At 67.1% G+C, this 25,623-nt stretch carries 26 protein-coding genes, 1 tRNA gene and 1 pseudogene; 9 read left to right on the top strand and 19 right to left on the bottom strand.

All coding sequences use genetic code 11. From position 1 onward, the window contains the following. Positions 1–79: 79 nt before the first annotated feature. From purB to NCO8_RS16890, 3 genes are all read right to left on the bottom strand, one after another. Entirely contained in the window at positions 80–1,501 is a 1,422-nt protein-coding gene (gene purB, locus NCO8_RS16900; protein ID WP_067640863.1) for an adenylosuccinate lyase, read from the bottom strand. 6 nt (positions 1,502–1,507) lie between these two features. After that, the gene (locus NCO8_RS16895; protein ID WP_067492301.1) at positions 1,508–2,161 is read right to left on the bottom strand and encodes a TetR/AcrR family transcriptional regulator; all 654 of its coding nucleotides are present in this window, start codon (positions 2,159–2,161) and stop codon (positions 1,508–1,510) included. A gap of 112 nt (positions 2,162–2,273) precedes the next feature. Next, positions 2,274–3,449 carry a pyridoxal phosphate-dependent aminotransferase gene (locus NCO8_RS16890; protein ID WP_157104946.1) on the bottom strand — a complete coding sequence of 392 codons (1,176 nt, stop codon included), beginning with the start codon at positions 3,447–3,449 and terminating at the stop codon, positions 2,274–2,276. 366 nt (positions 3,450–3,815) lie between these two features. Between NCO8_RS16890 and NCO8_RS16885 the strand changes: the two genes are divergently transcribed. Continuing rightward, a complete protein-coding gene (locus NCO8_RS16885) occupies positions 3,816–4,667 on the top strand; it encodes a M23 family metallopeptidase (protein ID WP_439951680.1) in 852 nt (283 codons plus the stop codon). A gap of 4 nt (positions 4,668–4,671) precedes the next feature. Here NCO8_RS16885 and purD read toward each other — a convergent pair whose 3' ends face one another. After that, complete coding sequence (gene purD / locus NCO8_RS16880; protein ID WP_067640859.1) at positions 4,672–5,946, bottom strand: phosphoribosylamine--glycine ligase; 1,275 nt, start codon at positions 5,944–5,946, stop codon at positions 4,672–4,674. A 139-nt stretch (positions 5,947–6,085) separates the two neighbouring features. Here purD and NCO8_RS16875 point away from each other — a divergent pair. The 6 genes and pseudogenes from NCO8_RS16875 to NCO8_RS16850 all read left to right on the top strand — a co-directional run bounded on the left by NCO8_RS16875 (position 6,086) and on the right by NCO8_RS16850 (position 10,190). Next, a pseudogene (locus NCO8_RS16875) lies at positions 6,086–6,459 on the top strand (PH domain-containing protein). Between the two features lie 14 nt (positions 6,460–6,473). Next, positions 6,474–6,899, top strand: coding sequence for an HIT family protein (locus NCO8_RS16870; RefSeq protein WP_067640747.1), 426 nt, complete (start codon positions 6,474–6,476; stop codon positions 6,897–6,899). Positions 6,900–7,144: 245 nt separating this feature from the next. Next, complete coding sequence (locus tag NCO8_RS16865) at positions 7,145–7,666, top strand: DUF3558 domain-containing protein (protein ID WP_067640745.1); 522 nt, start codon at positions 7,145–7,147, stop codon at positions 7,664–7,666. A gap of 26 nt (positions 7,667–7,692) precedes the next feature. Next, positions 7,693–8,082 carry a hypothetical protein gene (locus NCO8_RS16860; protein WP_067640743.1) on the top strand — a complete coding sequence of 130 codons (390 nt, stop codon included), beginning with the start codon at positions 7,693–7,695 and terminating at the stop codon, positions 8,080–8,082. Positions 8,083–8,115: 33 nt separating this feature from the next. Further along, positions 8,116–9,438, top strand: a complete 1,323-nt coding sequence (locus tag NCO8_RS16855) for a PPE domain-containing protein (RefSeq protein ID WP_067640741.1) — start codon at positions 8,116–8,118, stop codon at positions 9,436–9,438. Further along, on the top strand, positions 9,435–10,190 hold the full coding sequence (locus NCO8_RS16850) for an ESX secretion-associated protein EspG (protein ID WP_067640739.1): 756 nt from the start codon (positions 9,435–9,437) through the stop codon (positions 10,188–10,190). The genes NCO8_RS16855 and NCO8_RS16850 overlap by 4 nt, the downstream gene beginning before the upstream one ends. A 10-nt stretch (positions 10,191–10,200) precedes the next feature. On the opposite strand, the gene NCO8_RS16845 is transcribed toward NCO8_RS16850, so the two are convergent. The 4 genes from NCO8_RS16845 to NCO8_RS16830 all read right to left on the bottom strand — a co-directional run bounded on the left by NCO8_RS16845 (position 10,201) and on the right by NCO8_RS16830 (position 12,450). Next, a complete protein-coding gene (locus NCO8_RS16845; protein WP_369689847.1) occupies positions 10,201–10,914 on the bottom strand; it encodes an SDR family NAD(P)-dependent oxidoreductase in 714 nt (237 codons plus the stop codon). A 171-nt stretch (positions 10,915–11,085) separates the two neighbouring features. After that, positions 11,086–11,157 (bottom strand) — tRNA-Thr (locus tag NCO8_RS16840). A 117-nt stretch (positions 11,158–11,274) separates the two neighbouring features. Continuing rightward, positions 11,275–11,511, bottom strand: coding sequence for an MbtH family protein (locus NCO8_RS16835; RefSeq protein WP_022565839.1), 237 nt, complete (start codon positions 11,509–11,511; stop codon positions 11,275–11,277). Positions 11,512–11,616: 105 nt separating this feature from the next. Then, a complete protein-coding gene (locus tag NCO8_RS16830) occupies positions 11,617–12,450 on the bottom strand; it encodes an alpha/beta fold hydrolase (protein WP_067640735.1) in 834 nt (277 codons plus the stop codon). Positions 12,451–12,556: 106 nt separating this feature from the next. Between NCO8_RS16830 and NCO8_RS31870 the strand changes: the two genes are divergently transcribed. Together NCO8_RS31870 and NCO8_RS16825 are read left to right on the top strand one after the other, a co-directional pair. Then, on the top strand, positions 12,557–12,715 hold the full coding sequence (locus tag NCO8_RS31870; RefSeq protein ID WP_166655756.1) for a hypothetical protein: 159 nt from the start codon (positions 12,557–12,559) through the stop codon (positions 12,713–12,715). Positions 12,716–12,778: 63 nt separating this feature from the next. After that, complete coding sequence (locus tag NCO8_RS16825) at positions 12,779–14,305, top strand: alpha,alpha-trehalose-phosphate synthase (UDP-forming) (protein WP_067640857.1); 1,527 nt, start codon at positions 12,779–12,781, stop codon at positions 14,303–14,305. A 3-nt stretch (positions 14,306–14,308) separates the two neighbouring features. On the opposite strand, the gene NCO8_RS16820 is transcribed toward NCO8_RS16825, so the two are convergent. The 11 genes from NCO8_RS16820 to NCO8_RS16770 all read right to left on the bottom strand — a co-directional run bounded on the left by NCO8_RS16820 (position 14,309) and on the right by NCO8_RS16770 (position 25,608). Beyond that, positions 14,309–14,797, bottom strand: a complete 489-nt coding sequence (locus NCO8_RS16820) for an Rv1363c family protein (RefSeq protein WP_067492291.1) — start codon at positions 14,795–14,797, stop codon at positions 14,309–14,311. Further along, positions 14,794–15,615: an Rv1363c family protein gene (locus NCO8_RS16815; protein WP_067640733.1), complete on the bottom strand. Its 822-nt coding sequence runs from the start codon at positions 15,613–15,615 to the stop codon at positions 14,794–14,796. Before NCO8_RS16815 ends, NCO8_RS16820 begins: the two co-directional genes overlap by 4 nt. Continuing rightward, entirely contained in the window at positions 15,612–17,015 is a 1,404-nt protein-coding gene (locus NCO8_RS16810; protein WP_067640731.1) for an MCE family protein, read from the bottom strand. Before NCO8_RS16810 ends, NCO8_RS16815 begins: the two co-directional genes overlap by 4 nt. Then, positions 17,012–18,229, bottom strand: coding sequence for an MCE family protein (locus NCO8_RS16805; protein ID WP_067640723.1), 1,218 nt, complete (start codon positions 18,227–18,229; stop codon positions 17,012–17,014). The genes NCO8_RS16810 and NCO8_RS16805 overlap by 4 nt, the downstream gene beginning before the upstream one ends. Continuing rightward, entirely contained in the window at positions 18,226–19,488 is a 1,263-nt protein-coding gene (locus tag NCO8_RS16800; RefSeq protein ID WP_067492287.1) for an MCE family protein, read from the bottom strand. The genes NCO8_RS16805 and NCO8_RS16800 overlap by 4 nt, the downstream gene beginning before the upstream one ends. Further along, positions 19,485–20,552: an MCE family protein gene (locus tag NCO8_RS16795; protein ID WP_067640721.1), complete on the bottom strand. Its 1,068-nt coding sequence runs from the start codon at positions 20,550–20,552 to the stop codon at positions 19,485–19,487. The genes NCO8_RS16800 and NCO8_RS16795 overlap by 4 nt, the downstream gene beginning before the upstream one ends. After that, entirely contained in the window at positions 20,545–21,573 is a 1,029-nt protein-coding gene (locus tag NCO8_RS16790) for an MCE family protein (RefSeq protein WP_084457243.1), read from the bottom strand. The genes NCO8_RS16795 and NCO8_RS16790 overlap by 8 nt, the downstream gene beginning before the upstream one ends. Continuing rightward, on the bottom strand, positions 21,570–22,769 hold the full coding sequence (locus NCO8_RS16785; RefSeq protein WP_067640716.1) for an MCE family protein: 1,200 nt from the start codon (positions 22,767–22,769) through the stop codon (positions 21,570–21,572). Before NCO8_RS16785 ends, NCO8_RS16790 begins: the two co-directional genes overlap by 4 nt. 4 nt (positions 22,770–22,773) lie before the next feature. Then, positions 22,774–23,625, bottom strand: a complete 852-nt coding sequence (locus tag NCO8_RS16780) for an MlaE family ABC transporter permease (protein ID WP_067640714.1) — start codon at positions 23,623–23,625, stop codon at positions 22,774–22,776. Between the two features lie 4 nt (positions 23,626–23,629). Continuing rightward, positions 23,630–24,394 (bottom strand): MlaE family ABC transporter permease, encoded by a 765-nt coding sequence (locus tag NCO8_RS16775; RefSeq protein ID WP_067492283.1) that lies wholly within the window; start codon positions 24,392–24,394, stop codon positions 23,630–23,632. Between the two features lie 311 nt (positions 24,395–24,705). Then, positions 24,706–25,608 carry a 3-oxoacyl-ACP reductase gene (locus NCO8_RS16770; protein WP_067640712.1) on the bottom strand — a complete coding sequence of 301 codons (903 nt, stop codon included), beginning with the start codon at positions 25,606–25,608 and terminating at the stop codon, positions 24,706–24,708. Between the last annotated feature and the right edge of the window lie 15 nt (positions 25,609–25,623).

The following is a 25,623-nucleotide window of genomic DNA, read 5'->3' as shown; positions in this document are numbered from 1 at the left end:
CCGCGCACGGTATCGAAAACGCACGAGAGCCCGCCACCGCCGCCGCAGGGCGGGCAGTGGCGGGCTCACGCGCACGGCTCTACAGAATCGGCGAGGGGGTGTACCGCGCGGCCTCCGGGTTGGCCTCGACCAGCTTCTGCACCTGGGCGATCACCTCGGACACCTGATCGGTGGCCGCGCCGATGAACGCGGACTTGTCGGCCAGTGCGGCATCGAGTGCGGCGCGGTCGAGCGGCATCCGCTCGTCCGCGGCAAGCCGGTCGAGCAGATCGGGTTCGCGACCCTGCTCACGCATGGCCAGGGCGACGGCGACCGCGTGCTCCTTGATGACCTCGTGCGCGGTCTCACGGCCGACACCGGCCCGCACCGCCGCCATCAGGATGCGCGTGGTGGCCAGGAACGGCAGGTACCGGTCGAGCTCGCGCGAGACCACCGCCGGGTAGGCGCCGAACTCGGCGAGCACGGTCAGGAACGTCTCCATCTGCCCGTCGATGGCGAAGAAGGCATCGGGCAGCGCGACGCGACGCACCACCGAGCAGAACACGTCGCCCTCGTTCCACTGCGCACCCGCCAGCTCGGCGGCCATCGAGCCGTAGCCGCGCAGCACCACCTGCAGGCCGTTCACCCGCTCGCAGGACCGGGTGTTCATCTTGTGCGGCATGGCCGAGGAACCGACCTGACCCGGCTGGAAACCCTCGGTGACCAGCTCGTGGCCCGCCATCAGGCGGATCGTGTGCGCGAACGACGACGGCCCGGCACCCAGCTGCACCAGCGCCGAGAGCACATCGTGGTCGAGCGAGCGCGGGTACACCTGGCCCACGCTGGTGAAGACGTTCTTGAAACCGAGGTGGGTGGCCACCTGCTGTTCGAGGGCGGCGAGCTTGCCCGCGTCACCGTCGAGCAGGTCGAGCATGTCCTGGGCGGTGCCCATCGGGCCCTTGATGCCGCGCAGCGGGTAGCGGTCGATCAGCTCGCGCAGCCGGGTGAGGGCGACGAGTACCTCGTCGGCGGCGGAGGCGAAACGCTTGCCGAGCGTGGTGGCCTGCGCGGCGACATTGTGCGAGCGACCGGCCATCACCAGCGCCTGATACTCGGCGGCCCGCTCACCGAGCCGCGCGGCGATGGCGACACCGTGGTCGTAGACGTGTTCGAGCGAGAGCCGGATCTGTAGCTGCTCCACGTTCTCGGTGAGGTCGCGGCTGGTCATGCCCTTGTGCACGTGCTCGTGCCCGGCCAGCGCGTTGAACTCCTCGATGCGGGCCTTCACATCGTGACGGGTGACCCGCTCGCGTTCGGCGATCGAGGCCAGGTCCACGTGATCGATGACCCGCTCGTAGTCCTCGACCACCCCTGCGGGAACGTCGATCCCGAGCTGCGACTGGGCGCGCAGCACCTCGAGCCACAGCTTGCGCTCGAGCACGATCTTGTTCTCGGGCGACCAGAGCGCGACGAGCTCCGGGCTGGCGTATCGGGTGGCGAGGACATTCGGGACGAGGCTCACGAGCACTCAGTCTAGTTGCCTGACCCGTTCGCCCTGCTGGGGCATCATGTTGGGCACCACGGGCGGGGCCACGATGTCGATCATCTCGAGCAATCCGGCTCGGGCGGGGCGGCGCGGCTCGGGGTGTCCCTCGATCAGCGCGGCGACGACGGCACCGTCGACGACGGCGACGAGCCTGCGTAACTGCTCGGGGCGCACCACCCGGTCGGAGCGGCGCAACACGTCGGCGAGCAGGTCTTCGAGCTGGGTGCGTAGTCGTAGCTGGACCTCGCGTAGCTCGGGGTGCCGCGCGGAGGCGACCGACCGCTCGTAGCGGGCGATCAGTTGGCCGCGGGCGTCGAGATCGCTGTCGTCGGGGCCGACCAGCAGGTCGAGCACCAGGTCGACGGTCGCCTCGGTGCCGCGCCTGCGGTGGCTCACATCGCCGACGCGGCGGCGCATCGCGTCGAGTTCACGGGCGCCGCTGAACTCCACGGCGCTGGCGATCAGATCTTCCAGGGAGGCGAAGTAGTAGGTGGTGGACGCGAGGGGAAGATCGGCTCTCGAGGCCACCGAACGATGTCGCACGGCGTCGAAGCCGCCTTCGAGCAACAGTTCAGCCGCCGCCGCCACCAGAGCCTGGCGACGTCGTTCGCCTTTCGGAGTCGTCGCGGTGGTCACCGTGCCATCGTGCCAGTCATCATCAGTTCAACCGTGCGCAATCGTCATCGGGGAAACGCTGGGAATTCGGGATATCTGAGTTTTACCGTATCCCGGCACCGATGTGTTCGTACTAGGGAAAGTTGTTGGGGGACATCACCGTTGACAACCGGTCCAGCGCTGCGGAAATGTCGTTTGTGGCGCCTGCGAAGGAAAAGCGAATCGTGCGAAGACCGCGCTCGGTATCGAAGTCGAGACCCGGTGCCACCGCCACTCCGGTTTCGGCGAGAACCCGTGCGCACCACTCCAGTGAATTACTGGTCAAATGACCGATATCCGCGTAGGCGTAGAAGGCGCCGTCGGCGGGCGCCAGATCGGTGATGCCGAGCGCGGGCAAACCCTCCAACAGCAACGCCCGATTGGTCGCGTACCGGCGCACGTGCCCGTCGAGTTCGTCCTTGGCCTCGGGTCCGAAGGCGTGCACCGCCGCGTACTGCGAGATCGCGGGCGGGCACACGGTCATGTTCGACGCCAGCCGCTGCAACGCGGGACGCAGGTGCGCAGGCGCGAGCATCCAGCCCAACCGCCATCCGGTCATCGAGAAGTACTTCGACACCGACCCGATCACCACCGCGCCGCGGGAGAACTCCCACGCCGAGGACGTCGGCGTGCTCGCGCCCGCGTAGGTGATGCCGTGGTAGATCTCGTCGGAGATCAGCAGCGTGCCGTGCGTTTCGCACCAGCGGGCGATGGCGGCCAGCTCGGCCGGGTCGATCATGGTCCCGGTCGGATTCGCCGGGCTCGCCAGCACCAGCCCCGCGGGCGGTTCGGGTAGCGCCTCGAGCATCGCAACCGTCGGCTGGAAGCGAGTCTGCGGGCCGCAGTCCAGCTCGACGACCCGGCAGCCGAGGGCGGAGAGGGTGTTGCGGTAGGCCGGGTAGCCCGGCCGGGCGACCACGACGGTGTCGCCCACGTCGAAGGCGGCGAGGAAGATCAGCGTGAACGCGCCCGACGATCCGGTGGTCACCACCACCTCGTCGGGGTGCACGTCGTAACCGTAGGTCTCGCTGTGATGGCCCGCGATGGCCTCGCGCAGCGGCAGGATCCCGAACGTCTCGGTGTACCCGAGCAGCTCGTGGTCGACCGCCGCACGTGTCGCCCGCAACACCGGCGCGGGCGCCTGGGTCGACGGCTGCCCCGCCGCGAGTACCAGCACGTCACCGTGCGACCTGGCGCGTTCGGCGGCCGCCTTCCACACGTCCATCACGTAGAAGGGAGGAATGGTCGACCGTAGCGATTCTGTGGACACCCGAGAGACGGTAGATCACCCGATCGCGCGCCTGCACAGATATGGTCGGCACAATGGCTCCGACAGCGAATACGCAGGCACCGACGCCACCGGCAGTGGGGCGCCGGGCAGGGTCGTGGGGGCGGTATGAGGCGGACTGAGGTGCACGGACTCGCGTCGGGTGAGGTGCGGGAGTCCGACCGCGACACCGCATCTGTCGACGACACACCGAACAGGTCGGGCACCTCACGTCCGCGTCGTTCGAATGTGAACGGCCTTGTCCTGCGCGCCAATTGGCGCGAGCACCTGCCTGCGCAGGTTCCGGTGCGGGAGCGGGTGACGGCGTGGGTCGGCAAGTATCCCGCACTCGGGGAGGTCGCGGCCGACCTGCGGCGCGGTGACATTCGGAAAGTGTTCTGGGAGCGGCCTTCTCGGCAGGCGACGGAACTGTGGTCACGCAGGCCGAGCAGCGAGCGGGTGCGTGCGGTGCTCGTCGAGCGGCGTGTGCTCATCGCGGGCGTCGCGGTGGTCGCGGTGCTCGTGGCTTCGGACGGGCAGTTCGGCGGGCTCGTCGACCGGCCGCTCGCACCGGGTGAGGCCCAGCGGGTCGCCATCGCCTATCCCCCGCAGATCCCGCCCAACCCGCAGTCGGTGCGCCGCCTGCTCGTCGCCATCGACAACGGTGAGAAGCGCCGCGAGGCCGCGGTGGTCGCCGCGGCGGCCCGCGCCACCCTGGAACGCGCCAAAGCCGAGGCGGCGGCCGCGTCGTCGGGACAGTGGCAGGACTGGATGGGTGAGCGCGCCCCCGTAGTGCCCGGCGTCATGGTTCCCGGTTCGAGCACCCCGTCGACCGGCGGTTTCAGCCTGCCCGCCAAGGGCCTGTTCACCTCGGGATTCGGCTCACGCTGGGGCACCATGCACCGCGGCATCGACATCGCGGGACCCATCGGCAGCCCCATCTACGCCGTCGCCGACGGCACCGTCGTCGAGGCGGGCCCCGCCCAGGGCTTCGGCCTGTGGGTCCGCATCCGCCACGACGACGGAACCATCAGCATCTACGGCCACATGTACGACTTCTTCGTCTCCCCGGGCGAACGCGTCCCCGCGGGTATGCAGATCGCCCGCATCGGCAACCGGGGCGACTCCACCGGCCCCCACCTGCACTTCGAGATCGTCCAGAACGGCCAGCACGTGGACCCGCAGGCCTGGCTGGCCCGTCACGGGCTCAGCCTGACCTGACCGGCTACCGCTTCCGTTCCGGGACAACGACTTCCGTGGCGCCGATGTCGGTGCGGAAGTGGCTGCCGGGGAGCTTGATCTTGGCGAGGCGGGCGTAGGCGCGTTCGCGGGCCTCGGCCAGATCCTCGCCGATACCGACGACATTGAGAACGCGGCCACCCGCGGAGACCAGCGCCTTGTCCTCGCGCAGGGCCGTGCCCGCGTGCAGGACGAGGGTGTCACCGTCGAGGGCGCCTTCCTCGGCGCCGGTGATGACGTCGCCGGTGCGGGGACGGGCGGGGTAGTTCTCGGCGGCGAGCACGACCGTGATGGCCGAACCGTCCTTCCAGCGCGGCGGTTCGACCTCGGCGAGGCGGCCGGTCGCGGTGGCGTGCAGCAGCTCGGCGAACGGGCTGTCGAGCAGCGCGAGCACCGCCTGGGTCTCGGGGTCACCGAAGCGGCAATTGAATTCGACGACCGCGGGACCGTTGGTGCCGATCGCCAGACCGGCGTACAGCAGCCCGGAGAACCCACTGCCGCGCCGAACCAGTTCGGCGGCAACGGGCTTCACGACATCGTCGACGATCTCGATGAGCGTCTCGGCGGGCAGCCACGGCAGCGGGGTGTAGGCGCCCATGCCGCCGGTGTTGGGGCCCGCGTCGCCGTCACCGACGCGCTTGTGGTCCTGCGCGGGCAGCAGCGGCACCACGGTCTCGCCGTCGACCAGGCAGAGCAGCGAAACCTCCGGCCCGTCGAGGAACGACTCCAGCAGCACCGGATGCCCCTGCTCGAGCAGCTCGGCACCGTGATCGCGGGCGGCCCGGCGATCGGCGGTCACCACAACACCCTTGCCCGCGGCCAGGCCGTCGTCCTTGACCACCCAGGTGGGGCCGAAACGGTCGAGCGCGGCATCCAGGTCGGCCGGGTTGTCGACGATCTCGCTGTGCGCGGTCCGCACACCGGCCGCCGCCATCACATCCTTGGCGAACGCCTTGGACCCTTCGATCCGTGCCGCGTCGGCCGACGGGCCGAACACGGGGATCCCGGCCGCGCGCACCGCGTCGGCCACACCGAGCACCAGCGGCACCTCGGGCCCGATCACCACCAGGTCGGCCGCGACCTCCCGGGCCAGCGCGGTCACGTCCTCGGCCGAGCAGGGATCGACCAGTCGCAGCTCGGCCTGCTGGCCGATACCGGGATTGCCGGGCGCGGCGATCACCGCCGTCACCGACGGATCCCGGCGCAGCGCCAGGACGAGGGCATGTTCACGGGCTCCGGAACCGATGACGAGTACGCGCACCGCCACAGATTAGTCGCGCCGCCGCGCGTCCACTCGCGACCCCCTGATCCCGACATCTGCCCGTCCACCACCGTTCACCCTGGCCGAACCGGGTTCCGCTGGGCCACAATGGAACCAACAGCGGAACCGGGGGACGATCGTGGGACTACTCGACGGCATGATGGGCAACGCGGGTCGCATCGACCCCGCCGCCGCCCAGCAGGAATACGCCAAACTCTTCGGCCAGGGCGAGCAGGTGTACGCCGCCTACCTGCTGGTCCGCGACGCGATGCTGTTCACCAACCGCCGCCTCATCATGATCGACAAACAGGGCGTCACCGGCCGCAAGGTGAGCTACCACAGCATCCCGTACCGCTCGATCACCCACTTCGCCGTCGAAACCGCGGGCACCTTCGACCTCGACGCCGAGCTCTACATCTGGCTCAGCGGCAGCCACCGGTGAAGCAACGCTTCAACCGTCAGGTCGACATCTACGAGGTACAGGGCATCCTGTCCCACTACGTCGCGATCTAACTAGGCTCGCCTGCATGGCATCCGTTTTCAGCGCGATCATCGCAGGTCAGATCCCCGGCCGGTTCGTCTGGGAGGACGACGAATTCGTCGCCTTCCTCACCATCGCCCCCGTCACCCAGGGCCACACCCTCGTGGTGCCCCGCGCCGAGATCGACCAGTGGCAAGACATCGACCCCGACGTGATGGCCCGCCTGATGGCCGTCGCCCAGAAGATCGGCCAGGCCGTCCGCACTGCCTTCGAGGCCCCACGCGCCGGCCTCCTCATCGCCGGCCTCGAGGTCCCCCACCTGCACACCCACGTCTTCCCCGCCTACTCCATGGGCGACTTCGACATCTCCGGAGCCGACAACTCCCCTACCCCCGAATCCCTCGACGAAGCCCAGTCCAAAATCAAAGCCGCCCTCCGCGACCTGGGCTACGGAGCCAACGTCCCGGCCTGATCGCTACTGGTGCCCGTGCCAACCCACGGGCACCGCCACGGCGATAACTCGGTCGCCGCCGATATGGACACCGTGGATACGGTGGGCGAGCGGCTTTACGTCGCCCGGCCCAGCCGCAACGCTCGCGGGCCGCGGGAGGCTGACAGCGTCGGCCCGTCAACTCGAGGGGTTGGTCAGTAATGGAACCGGAATGGGTCGGCGTGCGTCTAAAGACATCGAGTGGTTCTGTGCGAAGAGGAGAGACGATGCGACTGGTGGGGATCGCCGTGGGGGTGGGCGTTGCGCTCGTGCTCTCCGGGTGTGGGCAGAGTGTGGACGGGCAGCCGGAGGTGAGTGGGGCTCCGTTGACGAAGGAGCAGTTGTTCGAACCGTGTGGGGTGCCGGAGAGTGCGTTGGTCGCGGCGGGAGCCGATCCGGCGTCGAAGGATGACAATCCGTTCTCGGTGCCGAGGGCTGAGTGGAAGGGGTGCGGATGGCGAGCCGATGGCCATTTCATCTACTTGAGTTCGACAACTCACTCGATGCAGGAAATTCGCGAGAACGACTATTTTCACGATTTTCAGGACGTCACGATCGGCGGCCGAAAGGCGGTGCAATACCTCCTGGGGACGCGAACGCCTCCGAACCAATGTGAAATTGCCTTCGATACCAGCAAGGGGCGCGTCACCGTCACAGCGACCAAGTTCATCGACAACAACTCGCCTGCCGACCCATGCGTGTTGGTCAACGAAGCCGCACCACATTTCGTCGACGTAATTCCGAAATAGCACCTGGTAGCGATCTAGGACAACCCATGGCACCCAATCAACTTGCCCAAGAATTCCAAACACTGGCTGGGGAAGCCGCCGCCGGCCGGCTCATCATCGAGTCCGACGCGGCCGAACGCTGTGCAAAATGGTGCGAGGACTATATCGTCGAGCTGCAAACGCTCGCTGGACGCACCCAACGAATGGTGGTAGTCGACTCGTTCGGTGACCTGAACTCCGCCACAACTCTCGGCAAGAAGTTCGCCGATCTCGCAGAGGGTGGCCCAGGCTCCGGTTCCTACACAGATGCCGCCAGCCAGCATATCGAAATCCTTCGGAACATGGCCGATATGTACCGCAAAGCCGGTGCCGCATTCAAGAACTGCGACGAAGCCTCTCAACTGGCGATCAAGCAGCAGACCAACAAGCTCGACTGACTACTGGGGGAAACCATGCCGTTCGTAGCTTTTATGACCGGACTGTCGAATCTACGCGCGGCCACGGATCGCGTCGGCTCACTGTTCGATTCCGATATCTCGCCGGCGCAGTCCGAACTGGACGCGCAGGCCGACGGAAACAAGGAGCGGAACCGCATCTACGGCGAGAACCAGGCCCTGGCCTCGGGTTTCTCCGGGGAGTACACCCAGCAGGTCGTGCCGCCGGTGATGGAATCTTTCACCGACATGTCGCATTCCCGCATCATGCAGTTTGTCGAGTCGATCGACATCGGCCAGATGAGTACAAGCATTCAAGGCTGGACCCAGCTGGCCAACGACACGACGGCCAAAGCGACCGCCTTCCACGACAACATCAGCAAGGAGATGGAGCGTGGGTGGGCCGGTAGCGCTGCCACTCAGGCGCTGGCCAGTACCAAGGCGTATCTCGCGGATATCCACAAGGTCGATCAGGCCGCCAAGTTGATCGCCAACAAGATGGACGAGGCGCGGTCGGGCTTTCAGCAGGTGAAGTACTCGGTCCCGCACGAGTCCGACGACCAGGGCGACAGCAAATTGGGAATCCTGGTGTCCGTTCTCTCGCCCGCCACCGGGAAGATCATCGATAGCGCAAGCGCCGGCCGGGCGGAAGCCGCGCAGGCCGCCGCCCGTGAAGTCATGCGAACGGTCTACCAGCCGGTTGCCCAGCAGTCCGACACCCAGGTCCCCAAGGTGCCGGGACCGTCCAAACCGCAGCAGGACAACCCGGGGAACGGCGATCCCGGCGACGGCCCCGGCAGCGGAAACACCAACGGCGACAACAACAACACCGGTGGAACCCCGGGTACAAACCCGGCGAACACGACCACCGAGCCGGAAGACCCGACAACGACCGAGCCGGGCGACGAGGACAGCGGCGACGATTCCTCATCGTCGACGGAGGAACCCGCCGCCACGACACCCGAGGACACGACACCGGCCTCCACCCCGGCGACGAACCCAGCCGCAACCACGCCCGCAGGCACCACCCCGAACGGCCTGGGCTCAGGCGGCGGCGCAGGCGCAGGTGCGGGCGCGGGCGGCGGAAGCCCGAGCGTTCCCGGCGCGGGCAGCTCCCTCCCCGGCGCAGGCGGTGCCACTCCCGGCGCCGGAGCAGGCCAGAAGCTCGCCGCGTCCGCAGGCGGCTCGGCCGGCCGGGCGGGGATGCCCGGCATGGGCGGCATGGGCGCACCGGGCGCGCGCGGCGGCAAGGACGACGAGAACGAACACGGTGCTCCCGACTATCTGCGCGGCGTGCACGAGGAACTGCTCGGTCCGGACCGGGCGCACGTCCCGCCGGTCATCGGTGGGGACGCATGACCGACAATTGGGAGCTCACCCAGTTCGAATTCTGGGTCGCCTGGGAAACTCTCGGCCGCGATCGCATGCCGTGGCCGCTGACCTTCACCGCGGGTGTGGAAACCCAGGCCGAGTTCGACCGTGAATGCCGGATCGCCGCCGACTCCCTCATCGCCAAGATCGGCGACGACGAGTCGCTGTACCACGCCCTGCACGCCTTGGCGCATCCGGAGATCCGCATCGAATTGTTCGGTCACCGTTTCGACGGCCGGACCCGCATGGTCCGAGCGTGTGCGACAACCGAGTCAACCATCGGCACCGTCGCGGCTCAACTCCCCGGCCCCGAATACGGCCAGGGCGGCAATATCCTCATCTACCTGCGCCCCGCCCACGCCGTGACCCAGCGGCTGATCTCCGTCCTGCCGACGGTTCCGCCGGGCACAAGCCAGGGTTTCGACCTGCACCGAGACGAATTCACCACCACCCCAGACCCTTACGCCACCCGTCGTACTCCGGCCGAACACGCCCTGGCGTTCCTCGAACGCCCGTTCCGCACCTACGCCGAATTCCGCGTCGACAAGGGCCCTGCCCTGGACGGCTGGCAAGAGGGTGGCACAACACTCCAGGTCATCGACTACACCGACGACGGCCGCTATCTTCTTCGAGACGCGACCCGAGTCTCGGCCCACCCCCTGACCACCGACCGCTTGAACAACGAGCTCCAAAACCTCATCGCCCGAGCGGCCGCCGATCAAAACCAGTCGGCTTGGTAGGCAGGCACTTTCACTGCGCGGTGTAGCCGCCGTCGACGAGGTGATAGCTGCCGGTGATGAAACTGGCGGCGTCGCTGGCGAGGAACAGGACCAGGTTGGCGACCTCCTCCGGCGTACCGAGGCGGCCGATCGGATGCTTGTCTTCCAGGAACTTGGTGGTTTCGGGATCGTCGGCCAGGAGCGGGGTGCGGATGTAGCCGGGTCCGACGGCGTTCACACGGACATTCTGCCGCGCGTATTCGAGCGCACCGTTCTTCGTCAGCCCGAGCAGCGCGTGCTTGGCGGTGACATATCCGGCGTATTCGGGATTTCCGACACTGGCGAGGATCGAGGCCATATTCACGATCGCCCCGCCACCGTTCGCCGCGAGTACCGGCAATTGCTCGCGCATTCCGTAGAACACGGAATCGAGATTCACCGCCATCACCTTGCGCCACCCCTCGATCGAATAATCACCGATCGCGTTGCGCTCCCCCGTGATCCCCGCATTGTTCACAGCGATCCCCAACGGCAACATTTCCTGTGCTGCGGCAACACTCCTTGCCACGTCCCCAGGATCAGCCGCATCCCCGGCCAAAGCCACCGCAGTTCCCCCGTTGACCACGATCTCGTCGGCAACCTCTCGCGCCGCCCCCTCGTTCAGATCGAACACCACCACCGACGCCCCGTTCCCCGCCAGCCCGAGCGCCACCGCCCGCCCGATCCCCGACCCCGCCCCACTCACCACAGCCGACCGATGCCCCACCTCGTAAACAGCCACGCCGATCCTCCATCCCGTTGCTACCGCACCGATGAATCAGGACGAGCTCACCATTTCACAGTAGACAGACAGTCGGCCTGTCGAGCGATGCCGCACGAAAAAGCCCTGACCCGAACGTCGGGTCAGGGCTGAGAGAGCCCCCTGTCAGGATTGAACTGACGACCTTCGCTTTACAAGAGCGGTGCTCTACCACTGAGCTAAGGAGGCGGGTCCCCGGAGGGCAGCGACCATCATAGCCGGACACGTCCGCCGCGTGACACCGAGTTCGGTGTCACGCGGGGACGCCCAGCGAGCGGTCCCGGCGCAGTATTCGGAAGGTACTGCTCAGGACTGGGCGCGGGCGGCGTCGTCGGCGGCCATGGCGTCGCGCAGGCTCTTGGGACGCATGTCGGTCCAGTTCTTCTCGACGTACTCGACGCACGCGGCCCGGCTTTCTTCGCCGAACACGACACGCCAACCCGCCGGGACCTCCGCGAACGCGGGCCACAGGGAGTGCTGCTCTTCATCGTTGACCAGAACGAAGAAGCGGCCGTCCTCGTCGTCGAAGGGGTTGGTGCTCATTTCACCTCACTGGATACTGGCGCTGTGTACGGGATCGCTGAGGCCGGCAAGCCCCGAGCGTTGTGTCGACCCTAGCAAGCCATACGTTACGCGTAGGCGGTTACCTCAGCTCGCGAAGAAATCGAGCAGGATCTTGTTCACGGCCTCGGGCCGTTCAAGGTAGCCGAAATGACCCGCGTCGGGGATTTCCTGGTACCGGGCACCGGGGATGGCCTCGGCGACCTCGCGCGACAGGTACGGGGGAATCATCCGGTCGTCGGCGAAACCGATCGCCAGACAGGGCACGGTGATCGCGCGGTAGGCGGCCACGCGGTCGAAGTCGTGATCCATGGCGCGCTGGGCGCGGATACCCGCGGTGGCCGGTCCGCCGGTGAACTCGAACAGGTCGAGCCAGTCGCGGGCGGCGTTGCGGTCGGCCATGGTGGCGGGCGACAGGTTCATCACCGCGGTGACGGCCGCCTCGAACTTGGCGGGCAGTTGCACGCCCGAGGCGTCGAGGTCCTGCTCACCGGCCGACAGGGTCTTCTGGAACTGGTCGAGACGGCCGTGACCGGCCATGAACACGGCCTTGCGCACGAGATCAGGGCGGGCGAGGGCCAGTTCCTGGGCCACCCGCGCACCCATCGACGTGCCGGCGACCAGCGCGGGACCCTCGTCGAGGAGTTCGATGAGCGCGGCGGTGTCGGCGACCAGCTCCTCGATGCGCATACCGCCCGCGGCTTCGTAGGACGGCGCGATGCCGCGGTTGTCGAAGGTGCAGACCCGGTATCCGGCCGCGACCAGCGCGGGCACCTGGTGCAGCTCCCAGACGCGTCCGGGCGAACCGGTTCCCATGATCAACACCACCAGCGGACCGCCGCCCTTGACGTCGGTGCCCTTGGTACGGTCGCCCTTGACCTGATAGTTCAGTGCGATGCCGTTCACCGTGGCCAGTGGCATGGGGAAACCTTTCGGTCGGGTTGACGAACCAATCCACGGTAACCGGCGCCCGATACTATTGACTACTCGCACGAAGAGCGTTGGAAAACCGGGAGGACGAACCACTATGGCCGCGAAGAGCACCGCCAACGACATCGCCGACGACGAGCTCGAGCCGCTGGCCGACGAGACCGCTCGTCAGGCGCAGCGCGTGGTCGCGGCATATGCCGAGGACGCCGACGAGTGCCGCATGCTGCTGTCGATGCTCGGCATCGGCCCCAGCTGAGAACCACCTAACTACAACCTCAAAACGGCACCCTGCGACGCAAAGGATGCGTGAGTGGACCAGATGATCGATGAACAGTCCAACGACCGTCCGTCCGGAGAACCCGTGGCACCCTCGGGTGCGGGATCGGGATTCGTCGTCGTCGCCAACCGGCTCCCGGTCGACCTCGAGAAACTGCCCGACGGCACCACCCGGTGGAAGCGCAGCCCCGGCGGTCTGGTGACCGCGCTGGAACCGGTACTGCGCAGCAACAAAGGCGCCTGGGTCGGCTGGGCCGGGGTGCCCGATGTCGACGTCGAGCCGATCATCGAGGACGGGCTGGAGCTGTATCCGGTGCCGCTGTCGTCGCAGGAGGTGGAGGACTACTACGAGGGGTTCTCCAACGGCACGCTGTGGCCGCTGTACCACGACGTGATCGTGCGGCCCGTGTACGACCGGGCCTGGTGGGCGGCCTATGTGGAGGTCAACCGGCGCTTCGCCGAGGAGACCGCGAAGGTGGCCGCCGAGGGCGCGACGGTCTGGGTGCAGGACTACCAGCTGCAGCTGGTGCCGAAGATGCTTCGCATGTTGCGCCCGGATCTGACCATCGGGTTCTTCCTGCACATCCCGTTCCCACCGGTCGAGCTGTTCATGCAGATGCCGTGGCGCACCGAGATCGTCGAGGGCCTGCTCGGCGCCGACCTGATCGGTTTCCATCTGCCCGGTGGCGCGCAGAACTTCCTGTACCTGGCCCGCAGGCTGGCCGGTCAGCCCACCTCGCGCGGCACCATCGGTGTGCGGTCGAAGCTGGGTGTGGTCCAGGTCGGTTTTCGCACGGTGCGCGTCGGCGCGTTCCCGATCTCGATCGATTCCGCCGAACTCGACGAGCACTCACGCCGCCGGTCGGTGCGTGAACGCGCGGCCAAGATCCGCGCCGAACTGGGCAACCCCAAGAACATCATGCTCGGTGTCGACCGCCTCGACTACACCAAGGGCATCGACATCCGCCTCAATGCCCTCCAGGAGCTCCTGGAGGAGGGTCGCGTCGACCCGGCCGAGACAGTGATGGTCCAGCTGGCCACGCCGTCGCGTGAGCGCGTACAGAGCTACATCAAGATGCGCGGGGACATCGAACGTCAGGTGGGCCGGATCAACGGCGAATTCGCCCGCGTCGGCTACCCGGTGGTGCACTACCTGCACCGGCCGATCCCCCGCGACGAGCTGATCGCCTTCTTCGTGGCCGCCGACGCCATGCTCGTCACACCGCTGCGTGACGGCATGAACCTGGTCGCCAAGGAGTACGTGGCCTGCCACAGCGACCTCAACGGCGCCCTGGTACTCAGCGAATTCACCGGTGCGGCAGCCGAATTGCGGCAGTCCTACCTGTGCAACCCGCACGACCTGGACAGCGTGAAGGACGCGATCGTCGGCGCCCTCGACGACGACCGCGACACCAAACGCCGTCGCATGCGCTCCATGCGCCGCCAGGTCCTCACCCACGACGTGGACCGCTGGGCCCGCGCCTTCCTCGACGCTCTCTCCCAGGGCAATGTGGCCGGCTCCGCGCTACTCAGCGAGGACGACGACAACTACCCCGACACCAGCCGTTAGGACTCAGACCGGCGTGACCTGGGAAACCAGCCAGCGATCGCCGGTCTTGTCCAGCGAGACCCGGACGCGACTGCCCGAGGCGGTGCCCTGCGGCGCGTCCTTGCTCGTGGTCACCTGATTCAGGTACAGCAGCACCACCGCGTGCTCGGGTTCGGCGGAGATCACGCCTTCGGCCTGCGTTGTCGCCTTGACCGTGAGCTGCTTCTCCTTGGCGCCGGGCGCGATGGCTTCCTCGATGAGCCGCAGGTAGTCGTTGCGGAAGGACTCGCTCAGGCCGTCGGCCGCCTTGGGCAGCTCGGTGTCGACGGTGACGTGTTCATAGCTGAACATGGCGCTCACCGTGCGGCTCGCCGTGCTCATCGCCTCGCCGCGGGCCTGCTCGGTGCGGTCGTGCTCCCACAGCTGATAGCCGCTGACGCCGAGCACGGCGGCGGCGATCAGGCCGAAGACGGCGAGGACGCCGAAAATGATCTGTGCGCTTCTGCGGCTCATCCGACGAACTCCACTTTCGACACGGTCATGCCCGTCTCACCGTTGGTCACGGTGATGCGGAATCGGTACTGACGCGATTGGGGTTCGGGCGAACCGTTGTTGGTCACCGTCTGCTTCGCGGCGACGAGCACCTGCGCGGATTCGAGGTCGGCCGAGACGATGGCCGACTCGACAACACTGCCGTTGGACACCACGTTGGCCTGCTTGACGACATCCATGAACGGGTCGACTCGACCGTCGAACTCGGACTTGAAGTCGCCCGAAGCCACGGCAAGGATGCGGTCGATGTCTTCCTTGGCGGATTCGGCGCGGATGGTCGTCAGGTTCAGCACGGCCTGACGTGCGGTCTCGGTGTACTCCGCGCGCAGGTCCTCTTCGGCGTCGGTCATGAACGCGGCGACAGCGGAAACCCCCGCGCCGACCATGAGCGCGAGCACGAGGACGGCCGCCGCCGCGACGGCGAGGACCCGACGCACGCGCGACTTCTTCTCCGCGTCGGGGACGTTCGGCACCGCCGAGTCCTCGGACTGCGCGATGCCGCCGGTGAACTTCACGGTCGGAGCGGACGAATCGACGGCGTCCTTGTCGATCTTCTCGGTCGGGGCGGCGGGCTCGACGGCATCCTTGCCGAACTTCACCGTGGGTGCGGCGGCGCCCTTCGCGAACTTCACCGTGTCCGCCGACTGGGCGGCCTCAGCGGCTGGTGATACGGATTCGCTCTTACTCACGGCCACCGTCACGGCCGCCTTCTCCTCGGCCGGTGGCCCGGCCGAGCGTGCTGCCCGGCGACGCGGGCGGCGGTTGTCGTTGTCGTTCATCGTTGCTGCTCCTCCAACATCGCCTGCCAGCTGGCCGGAACGGTGCCCGAACCATCGGTGGCGATGTCACCTTGGCGGTAGGTGCGTCCGTCTGTTCCCAGGTACGTACCCGTCGACGGATCATAGGGGCGCGCTGCGGCGGGCGTCACAGCGCCCGTCGATGCGCCTGCCGGTGCGGACGCCGGAGCGACCGGCTCGACCTCGCCGAACGGCGGGTTGTTGCCCTCGGGCACGAACCCGGTCCGGCACAGTTCGGGGGTGGGTGCGCGGCGGCCGGGGAACTCCATGCACGGGGTGTTGCGGATGCCGCGGACCGCGATGTTCGAGTCCTGCGGGACCTTGCAGTACAGCCCGGGCGGAGTGTCCATCGGCGTCAGCTCGCTGGGCTGGCGCCACTGCTCCGCGGGCAGGAAGCCGGTGGTGCAGGCGGGCGGGTCGTTGAGCACGGTCATGAAGTCGACCATCACGCCGTACTTGGCCGGGCCGCGGATGGCGGTGCGCAGCGCCGCGATCAAGGGTGGGAAGACGACCAGAAGTTGTTCCACGCTGGCGTTGTACGTCACGCCGACCTGCCCGAGGCTCACCAGGTTTCGTGCCAGCAGCGGCAGGGTGGGACGCAGATCCTGGAACTGCTTGTTCACCACCTCCATCGCGGAAGGGCCGTTGTTCAACAGGTTTCGCAGCGTCGGGTCGCTTTCGCGGAGCTGGTCGGTGATCGTGGCCAGATCGTTTGTCCAGGAGCGGATATCGGCCTCGGACTCGATCTGGGTGTCGAGCAGCGGGCCGATCTGGTCGAGCAGCTTCTTGGTCGGTTCGATGTCGGTCTCGGCCTGCTGGATCAGCAGCGCCGCGGAGTCGATGAACCGTTGCAGGTCGGGTCCGGCACCGTTGAACGCCAGGAACGCCTCGTCGATCACCTGGCGCAGGCGGGTGTCGGCGACGGTGGCGAGCAACTTGTCGGCTTGATCGAGCATCGCGCCGACGTCCTGCGGCAGGTGGGTGCGCTGCACCGGGATCACCGAGCCGTCGCGCAGGTGTCCGTCGGCGGGCTGTTCGCTCGGCACGAGGTCGACGTACTGCTCGCCGATCGCCGAGACACTGCGCACCCAGGCGCTCGAATCGGCGGGGACCTTGTAGTCGCTGTCGATCGAGAGGTCCGCCTCGACGCCCGCGGGCGTGAGCCGCACCGCCTCCACCTTGCCGATGTTCTGGCCCCGGTAGGACACATTGGCCGTCGGGTAGAGCCCGCCGGTGGCGGCGAGCTGCACGGTCACCGCGTACCGGCCGATGCCGAACATCGCGGGCACATGCAGGTAGCTGCCGCTCATCACGACCAGACCGATCACGGTGAGCACCGCGAAGATCGCGAGCTGGGCTCGCACGAACCGGGTGAGTTTCATCGACCCGCCCCTTCCTGGCCGGGCAGCGGCGCGGTGATACCGGGGATGGCGGGCAGGCCGGGAATGGCCGGTAGCCCGGGGATGGCGGGCGCGGGGGCCGGTGCGGGCGCCATCGGCGCGGTGGCCGGGTCACCGGCATCCGTGGCGGTCGACGGCGCGAACGAGCCGACCACACCCTCGACACCGCCGAAGCGACCGCCGAGCGGCGTACCGGTGAGCCAGTTGCTGTCGAGACGGCTGGCGGTCAGGTCGAAGGTGATGAACAGATTCAGGTAGTCGCCCATGATCGCGTTGTCGATATTCCTGATCGGGAACGGGAAGGTCGGCAGGATGCCGAGCGCCTGAATCAGGTTGGTTCCGGTGTCGGCCAGCGTCTGCAGCACGGGGCCGAGACTGCGCAGGTTGGCCACCAGGTCGTCGCCGCTGGTCTTGATCAGTCGTTCGCTGACGTCACCGAGCTCACCGAGCGCCGTGATCGCCCTGGTGATGTCGGCCGATCGGTCGGCCAGGGCGGTGAGCGCGGGATGGATCTGCTCGATCGCCTCGGCGATCACCTCACGCTGACCGGCCAGTTTCACCGCCAGCTGATCCAGACCCTCCATCGCGGCGATGATGCTGCCGGTCTGGCGCTGCAACCCGGTCGTCAGCTCGTTGAGCTGCGGGAGCAGGTCGGCGATCTCGTCCTCACGACCGTTCACCATCGCGTTCAGCTCGGTGGTGATCGTCTCGAGCTGGGCGATACCGCCGCCGTTGAGCACCACCGACAGCGACGACAGCACCTGTTCGGTGGTCGGGTAGGCACCGGCCCGTTCGAGCGGGATGACATCGCCGCCCCGCAACTGTCCGGCCGGCGGTTCGCTTGTGGGCGCGGCCAATTCGACGTGGTTGCTGCCGAGCAGACTGGTCTGCCCGATCTTGGCGACCGCGTTGGCAGGCAGGCGCACATCGGGATTGAGCGAGACCGTCACCAGCGCGTGCCAGCCTTCGACCTCGATCCCGGTGACGTTGCCGACCTCGATGTCGTTCACCCGCACCGGCGAATTCCGGGTCAGCGTCGTGACATTGGGCATCTGGATGCGCACCGTGTAGGAGCCGTCCATCCGCCCCTCGGAGCCCGGCATGGGCAACGAGTTGAGCCCGTCGAACTGACAGCCGGTGGTGCCGAGCGCCACGGCGACGCCGACGGCCAGCCCGGCGAGTATGCGCCGCCTCATCGCGGTCCTCCTGGAATAGCAAGCCCCGCAAGGCCTTCGGGCACGGTGATCGGCGCCGCGCCGGGCGGCTGGTCCTGCTGGACCGCACCTTCAAGGCTCGGGTCGCTGTACACCAACTGCTCAGGGAAGGCGGTGACGCCGCTGGCCGGGTTGGTCATGATCGGCACATAGTTCATGGCGAGCGAACTGATCACGGGCGCAAGGAATTCCGCGCACAGGTCCGCGGATTTGTCGGAGTTGTTGTGTTCGATGGCCCGGATCGACCCGCACAGGAAGCTGAGCGGATTGGCCGTGTTGTTCAGTGCGACAGCGCCGGTGAGCGAGCCCTGAGCCGGTTTGTAGAGCTGGTAGAAGTTCACCATCGCCGTGGGGCCGGAGTGCAGCACCCGTTCGATCTCGGGCCGATTGTCCACCAGGGTCTGGGTGACGTCGGCGAGCCGCTCGACGCCCTCGGTCAGCTCACCACCGGTGCCCTCGAGGAACCGCTTCACATCAGCCAGTGCCACATCGAGACTGTCCAGACCGGCGCCGAGTTCTTCCGACGCACCGGCCAGCACCGACGACACCGACGCGAGCCTGCCGCTGAACTGCACGATCTGCTCGTTGCTCGCCGAGAGCACCTCGACGAACTTCTGCAGGTTGCGGATGGTGGCGAACAGGTCGGTCCGCCCGTCGGACAGGGTGGTCAGGGTCGCGGACAGTTCACGCAGGGTGTCGCGGAACTTCTGGCCGTTGCCGTCGAGGTTCTGGGCCGCGGTGTCGACGAAGCGGCCGAAGGAGCCCTGCTTGTCGTCACCGACCGGACCGAGCGCGGCCGACAGTTTGGTCAGCTCGGCCTTGATCTCGTCCCACTCCACCGGCACCGCGGTGCGCTCGAGCGGAATCTGCGCTCCGTCGGCCAGTTTCGGGCCGCCGCTGTAGGCAGGCGCGAGCTGCACGAACCGGGCCGAGACCAAGGACGGCGCGATGATGACGGCGCGCGCGTCGGCGGGCAGGTCGATATCGCTGTCGATGCTCATCTTCACCTGAACCTGGCCGCGGCCCGGTTCGATGGAGTCGATGCTGCCGACGGTGACGCCGAGTACCCGCACCTCGTCGCCCGCGTACAGACCGGTGGTCGAGGTGAACGAGGCGGTCACCGTGTTCTTTCCGACTCCGGTCACGAGGTAGACACCGACCGCGACAAGCGCCGCGATCACCACCACCGCCACCGCGATCGTCCAGCGCGGCAACCCGCGCACCTGCTGGGTGACACTCATCGCGGCGGATCCTCCTCGGCAGGAGCGATATACGGCGTCCTGGGGTGGGTGAAGATGTCGATCACGTCCTGGGGCAGTTGTTCGGGCCAGACCAGCGCGTCGACGAGTGGACGGAGCTCGACACTTGACGCGTTCACCACGTAGGCGTTGAACCAGGGCCCGTTGCCGACCTGCTCGCCGAGCGCGGCGGCGTAGGGGCCGAGACCGTCGAGGGCGTCGTTGAGATTCTGCTTGTTGCGCTGGAGCAGGGCGAGGACCGAATTCAGGCGGTCCAGCGTCGGCCGCATCTGCGGCTCGTTGTCGGCGACCAGGCCCGAAAGCTGTTTGGCCACATCGTCGATGTACACGACGAGCTGGTTGATCGCGGCCCGGCGCCGGTCGAGCTCGCCGAGCAGCGCGTTGCCGTCGATGAGCAGCGTGTTGAGCTGGGTGCTGCGGTCGGCCAGGATCTTGGTGACGTTCTGTGCCCTGGCCAGCAGGTCGGTCAGCGCCTGGTCGCGGGTGTTGATGCTGCGGGAGAGCGCGGTGACACCGTCGAGCGCGTTGCGCAGCGGTCCCGGCGTATCGGCGAACGCCGCCGACAGCGTGTCGAGGGTCTGGTCCACCTGCTCCAGGTCGAGGTCGCGCACCGTCCCGCCGAGATCGCTCAATGCTTCGTTGAGCGAGTAGGGCGAGGTGGTCCGCTCGACCGGAATGGTGTCCCGCGCGCCGATGGCGCCTGGGCCGTCCGGCACCACGTCCAGCGATTTGCGGCCGAGCACGGTGTTGGTCTTGATCGCGGCGGTCGTCTTCTCCCCCAGCACGATCGACTCGTCGAGGTCGAACTTCACCAGAACCTTGTCGCCGTCGAGGCTCACCTGCCGTACCTCGCCGGAGCGCACACCGGCCACATGCACCGGGTCGCCGGGGACGAGACCGCCCGCGTCGAGGAAGTTCGCGGTGAAGGTCGCACCCGAGCGGATGAACGGCAGGTCGGTGAATTGCAGCGTCGCGAGCGAGATCGTCAGCGCCAGCACCACGCCGACGATGCCGATAGTCGCCGCGGGCGACTTGTCGTCATTCATTGGGCTTACACCTTCCGGTGACCTGCAGCGCCGGCATGTGGACTTCCATCGGCTTGCCATCGGGGCCACTGATCAAAAAGTTGGTACCGCAGATGTAGAGCTGGAGGAAGGAGCCGTAGGAGCCGATCCGGATGAGCTTCTTGTAGGTATCCGGCAGTCTGTCGAGCACCCATTGGATGTGATCGGACCCCTCGTCCAGGTTGGTGGCGAGCCGACCGGTCTGTTCGATGGTGGAGCGCAGGTCGGGACGGGCTTGCACCAGCAAGTCGTTGACCTCTTTGGTCGCGCCCGCGATCCTCGGCAAGGCGTTGCCGATCGGATCGCGCTCCGCGGACAGGTCGCTGACCAGGCGCTGCAGTTCGTCGATGGTGGTGGCGAATTGGTCGCCGCGATCGCTGACCGTGGCGAGCACGGTGTTCAGGTTGTCGATCACGCTGCCGATCAGCGCGTCGCGATCGGCCAGGGTCTTGGCGAAGCCGCCACCGCTGTTGAGCAGCGACACGAGCGTTCCGCCCTGCCCCTGGAAGATCTGCAGCAGCGCCTCGGTGAGGTCGTTGACCTGCGCCGGGTCGAGCCCGCGCAGCAGCGGCTTGAATCCGCCGAGCAGCAGGTCGAGGTCGAGGGCGGGCTGGGTCTGCTCGAGGCCGATGGTGTCGCCGTCGGAAAGCCGGCGAGCCGAACCCGGCCCCTCCAGCAGCTCCAGATACCGGTCGCCGACCAGGTTCTCGTACTTGATCGCCGCCCGGGTGCTGGCCAGGACCGCGTACTTGGTGTCGACATCGAACTCGACGTGCGCGAGGTTGTCGTCGCCGACCTTCACCGAGGTCACCGAACCCACCGGCACACCGGCGATGCGTACCTTGGCACCAGGCACCATGCCCGAAGAGCTGGTGAACACCGCGCGATAGCCGTTCTCGCTGGAGAACCGCGCCTGACTCAAAACGATTGCCAGACCGGCGAATACCAGCGTCATCACCACGGTGAAGATCGCCAGTTTTATCGTCGTCCCTGTGTTCTTCACCGTGTCACTCCCGGCATTCCGTCCAGCAGCAGCTGGAATACCCGAGGCATGCCGTGGAATTCGTGGCGCGTGGTCGGTGCGTACGGAGCGCCCTCGCTGGTGTCGGTCACCAGGTAGTCCGAATGGCTGTCGGGTACGCGGTCCAGTACGCCTTCACAACGCGGGCCTCCCGTGGCATTCACCTTCGGTAGGTCGTCCGGGTAGCTGTAGGGCTTGGCGCCGAGCATGAAGCTCGCGTTCATGCCGACGCCAGGCAGCAAGCCACCGAACATATCCTCGGCGATCGGCATCAGTGTGCCGAGACCGTTGACGACACAACCCACCGATTCGCGGTAGTCGTACAGTACTGCGGTAGACGGTCGCAGCAGGTCGAGTGCGGTCACCAGGTCGTTCTCGTTCTCCCGCAGGACAGTTCCGGCCGTGTCGGACAGGCCGATCACATTCACCAGCACGTTGTCGAGCTGACCCTGCATTTCGGTGATGGTCTGCGCGGTGCCCGTCGAATTGTCGACCGTGCGCAACAGCGGATCGGCGACATCGGCGTAGATCCCGGTCACCTGCGCGGTCTTGTCCAGGTCCGTCTGCAGCGTGGGCAGGTACGGATTCAGTTCGCGCAGATAGCGATCCGATCGGACGAGCAGATCGCCGAACTTGTCGCCGCGCCCTTCGAGGGCGGTACCGAGCGCGGTCAGGGTCGCGTTCAGCTTTTCGGGCTCCACCTGGGCGAGCACATCGGACAGGTGCTGGAACAGGGTGTTGAACTCGACGGTCACCGAGCTCGCCGAGACGGTGCTGCCCGGCGCCAGCGACTTCGAAGAAGGCTGTTCGGGCACAATGAAATTGACGTATTTGGCGCCGAACACCGTGGTCGAGCGGATGTCGACCCCGGCATTGTCGGGCACGAGCTTCAGCTGATCGGGGTCGAGTTCCAGCCGCAGGGTCGCACCGTCGGCGGCCAGGTCGATGTCGGCGACCCGGCCGATCTCGACGCCACGCACCTTCACCTTGGCGTCGGGGTCCAGCACCAACCCCGAGCGTGGCGCGTCGACCAGCACCACGGCGGTGTTGGTGAACGCACCCTGGAACAGCGCGATCGCGAAGGCCGCGCCCGCGACGAGTACGCCGACGAGGGCAAGCGCCGCGAGCTTGCGCCCGAGCCCGCCCTGCAGTGCGGCAACGATCCGTGAGGTGTCCATACCGCTATCCCGAGAGGTGGAAGTTGCCGGAGGTGCCGTAGATGGCCAGCGAGATCAGCAGCGTCACCGTGACGACCGCGACCAGCGAGGCCCGCACCGCGTTGCCGACCGCCACACCGACGCCGACCGGACCGCCCGCGGCGTGGAAGCCGTAGTAGGTGTGGATCAGCATCACGGCCAGCGCCATCACCATCGCCTGCGCGAACGACCACAGGATGTCGCTGGGGATGAGGAAGGTCGAGAAGTAGTGGTCGTAGACGCCCGCCGACTGCCCGTAGATCACCACGGTGGCGAAGCGGCTGGCGATGAACGAGGCGATCACCGCCAGGGCGTAGAGCGGCACGATCGCGATCATGCCCGCCAGCACCCGGGTGCCGACCAGGAACGGCACCGGCCGGATCGCCATCGATTCCAGCGCGTCGATCTCCTCGGCCACGCGCATGGCACCGAGCTGGGCGGTCGCGCCGGCACCGATGGTCGCGGCCAGGCCGATACCGGAGATCACCGGCGCCGCGATGCGCACATTGATGAAGGCGGCGAAGAAGCCGGTGAGCGCCTCGACGCCGATATTGCCGAGCGAGCTGTAACCCTGCACCGCGATGGTGCCGCCCGCCATCAGCGTCAGGAAGCCGACGATGACCACGGTTCCGCCGATCACGGCGAGAGCGCCACTGCCCATGCTGATCTCGGCGATGAGCCGGATGGTCTCGGTGCGGTAGTGCACCAGGGCGCGCGGTACCGAGCCGAGTGCCTTGACGAAGAAGATCGCCTTGTCACCGAGGGAGTCCATCGCTTTGGACGCCCGCTCGTAACGACGGACCGCGCGGGGAAATTTGGAACGAACTACGAAGGCCATGTGTTCACCGCACCGTGAATTTCAGGCCGATCGCGGTGACGACGACATTCACCACGAACAGCGCCATGAAGGCGAACACGACGGTCTGGTTCACGGCGTCGCCCACACTCTTGGGCCCGCCTTTCACCTGCAGCCCGAGATAACAGGCGACCATTCCGGCGATGAGCCCGAACAGGCCCGCCTTGATTTCGGAGATGATCAGCTCGGGCAGATTGGTGAGCAGCGGAATGCCGTTGACGAAAGCACCGGGATTCACGCCTTGCAGAAACACCGAGAACGCGAAGCCACCGACGATACCGACCGTGCACACCAGGCTGTTGAGCATCAGCGCCACGAACATCGAGGCGAGCACGCGTGGCACAACCAGCCGGCTCACCGGGTCGATGCCGAGCACCTTCATCGCGTCGATCTCCTCGCGAATGGTGCGGGCGCCGAGGTCGGCGCAGATCGCTGTCGCGCCCGCTCCGGCCACGATCAGCACCGTGACGATCGGGCCGACCTGCGTGACGGCGCCGAACGCGGCGGCCGCCCCGCTGAGGTCGGCGGCACCGATCTCGCGCAACAGGATGTTGAGGGTGAAGACGACGAGCACGGTGAACGGGATGGCCACCAGCAGCGTCGGCAGGATGGAGACGCGGGCGACGAACCAGGACTGGTCGACGAACTCACGCCATTGGAACGGCCTGCGGAAGGCGGCTCGTGCCACTTCCGCGCCGAGTTCGAAGAATCCGCCGACTGCCCGCAACGGGACAGCAAGGAGGTCGTTCACCGGCAATCCTCCTCGTTAGACGGGCGAACCATGGCGTCCGCGTTTCCGTACCTCACCGCCACCCCGATCTGAAGACTGCCCAAAGACTAGAACACGTTCTCACGAATGTCTGCGATTTCCGGAGACTTGTACCAGGAGTTTTTCCCGGAAAATGCCATCCGAACTGAAACGACTCCTGACCGCTTCACTCAGACCTCCTGTGAGACACCACACACGCCGACGTCCATGTCTACCAATACCTGGACCGGCGTACAACAGATCTGCGGCGAGCCGGGTCGGCCACTTTCCGCCCGGCCAACATCCGGCAACCCTCAGCCGAGATCGCGAAGCGCTCGCGCCGAGAAAGTGTGATCGGCCGGGCGGCCGGCGAAGTACTGCTGCAGGGTCGAGGCGAGATCGTCCTCGGCCCACTGTTCGCCCGCGGCGTCGAAGCGCTGCTCGACCGTCGGCGGCGCCATCAGCGCGACCATCGGGCCGTAGACCACGAAGACCTGCCCGTTCACCTCGTCGGCCGGGGGTGAGGCCAGGTAGGCGACCAGTTTCGCGACATGTTCGGGAGCGAGCGGGTCGACCTGACCCTCGGGCGCCTCGGAGAAAACAGCCTCGGTCATGGCTGTGCGCGCACGCGGACAGATCGCGTTGGCCCGCACGCCGTAGCGCGACAATCCGCGCGCCGCCGAAAGGGTGAGCGCCGTGATGCCCGCCTTGGCCGCACCGTAGTTCGCCTGGCCTTCCGGACCCAGCAGACCGGCCTCGGAGGAGGTATTGATCAACCGTCCGTACACCGGTTCGCCCGCCGCTTTGGAGGCCGTTCGCCAATACGAGCAAGCATTGCGCGACAAAAGAAAATGGCCGCGCAGATGAACGGCGAGTACCGCGTCCCAGTCTTCGTCGGACATGTTGAAGAGCATGCGATCGCGCGTAATACCCGCATTGTTGACAACGATATCGAGGCCCCCGAGCGATTCCCGCGCGGTGGCGACGAGCGCGTCGGCGGTGGCACGTTCGGCGATACTTCCACCGACGAATTCCGCTTTTCCGCCGAGTTCGCGTATTGCGGCGATCGTTTCGGCGGCCGCGTCCTCGGTGAGGTCGTTGACGACCACCGCCGCGCCCGCCGAGGCCAGCGCGAGCGCCTCGGCCCGGCCGAGACCCGCGCCCGCACCGGTCACGATGGCGACCCGGCCCTCCAGTGAAGTCTGCATCACACTCATCGGGCCGACTTTAGA

The organism is Nocardia coubleae NBRC 108252 (genome assembly GCF_001612805.1).
GTDB lineage: Bacteria > Actinomycetota > Actinomycetes > Mycobacteriales > Mycobacteriaceae > Nocardia > Nocardia coubleae.
Note: the sequence above shows the minus strand (reverse complement) of the source record. Positions and strands in the feature narration are given on the sequence as shown.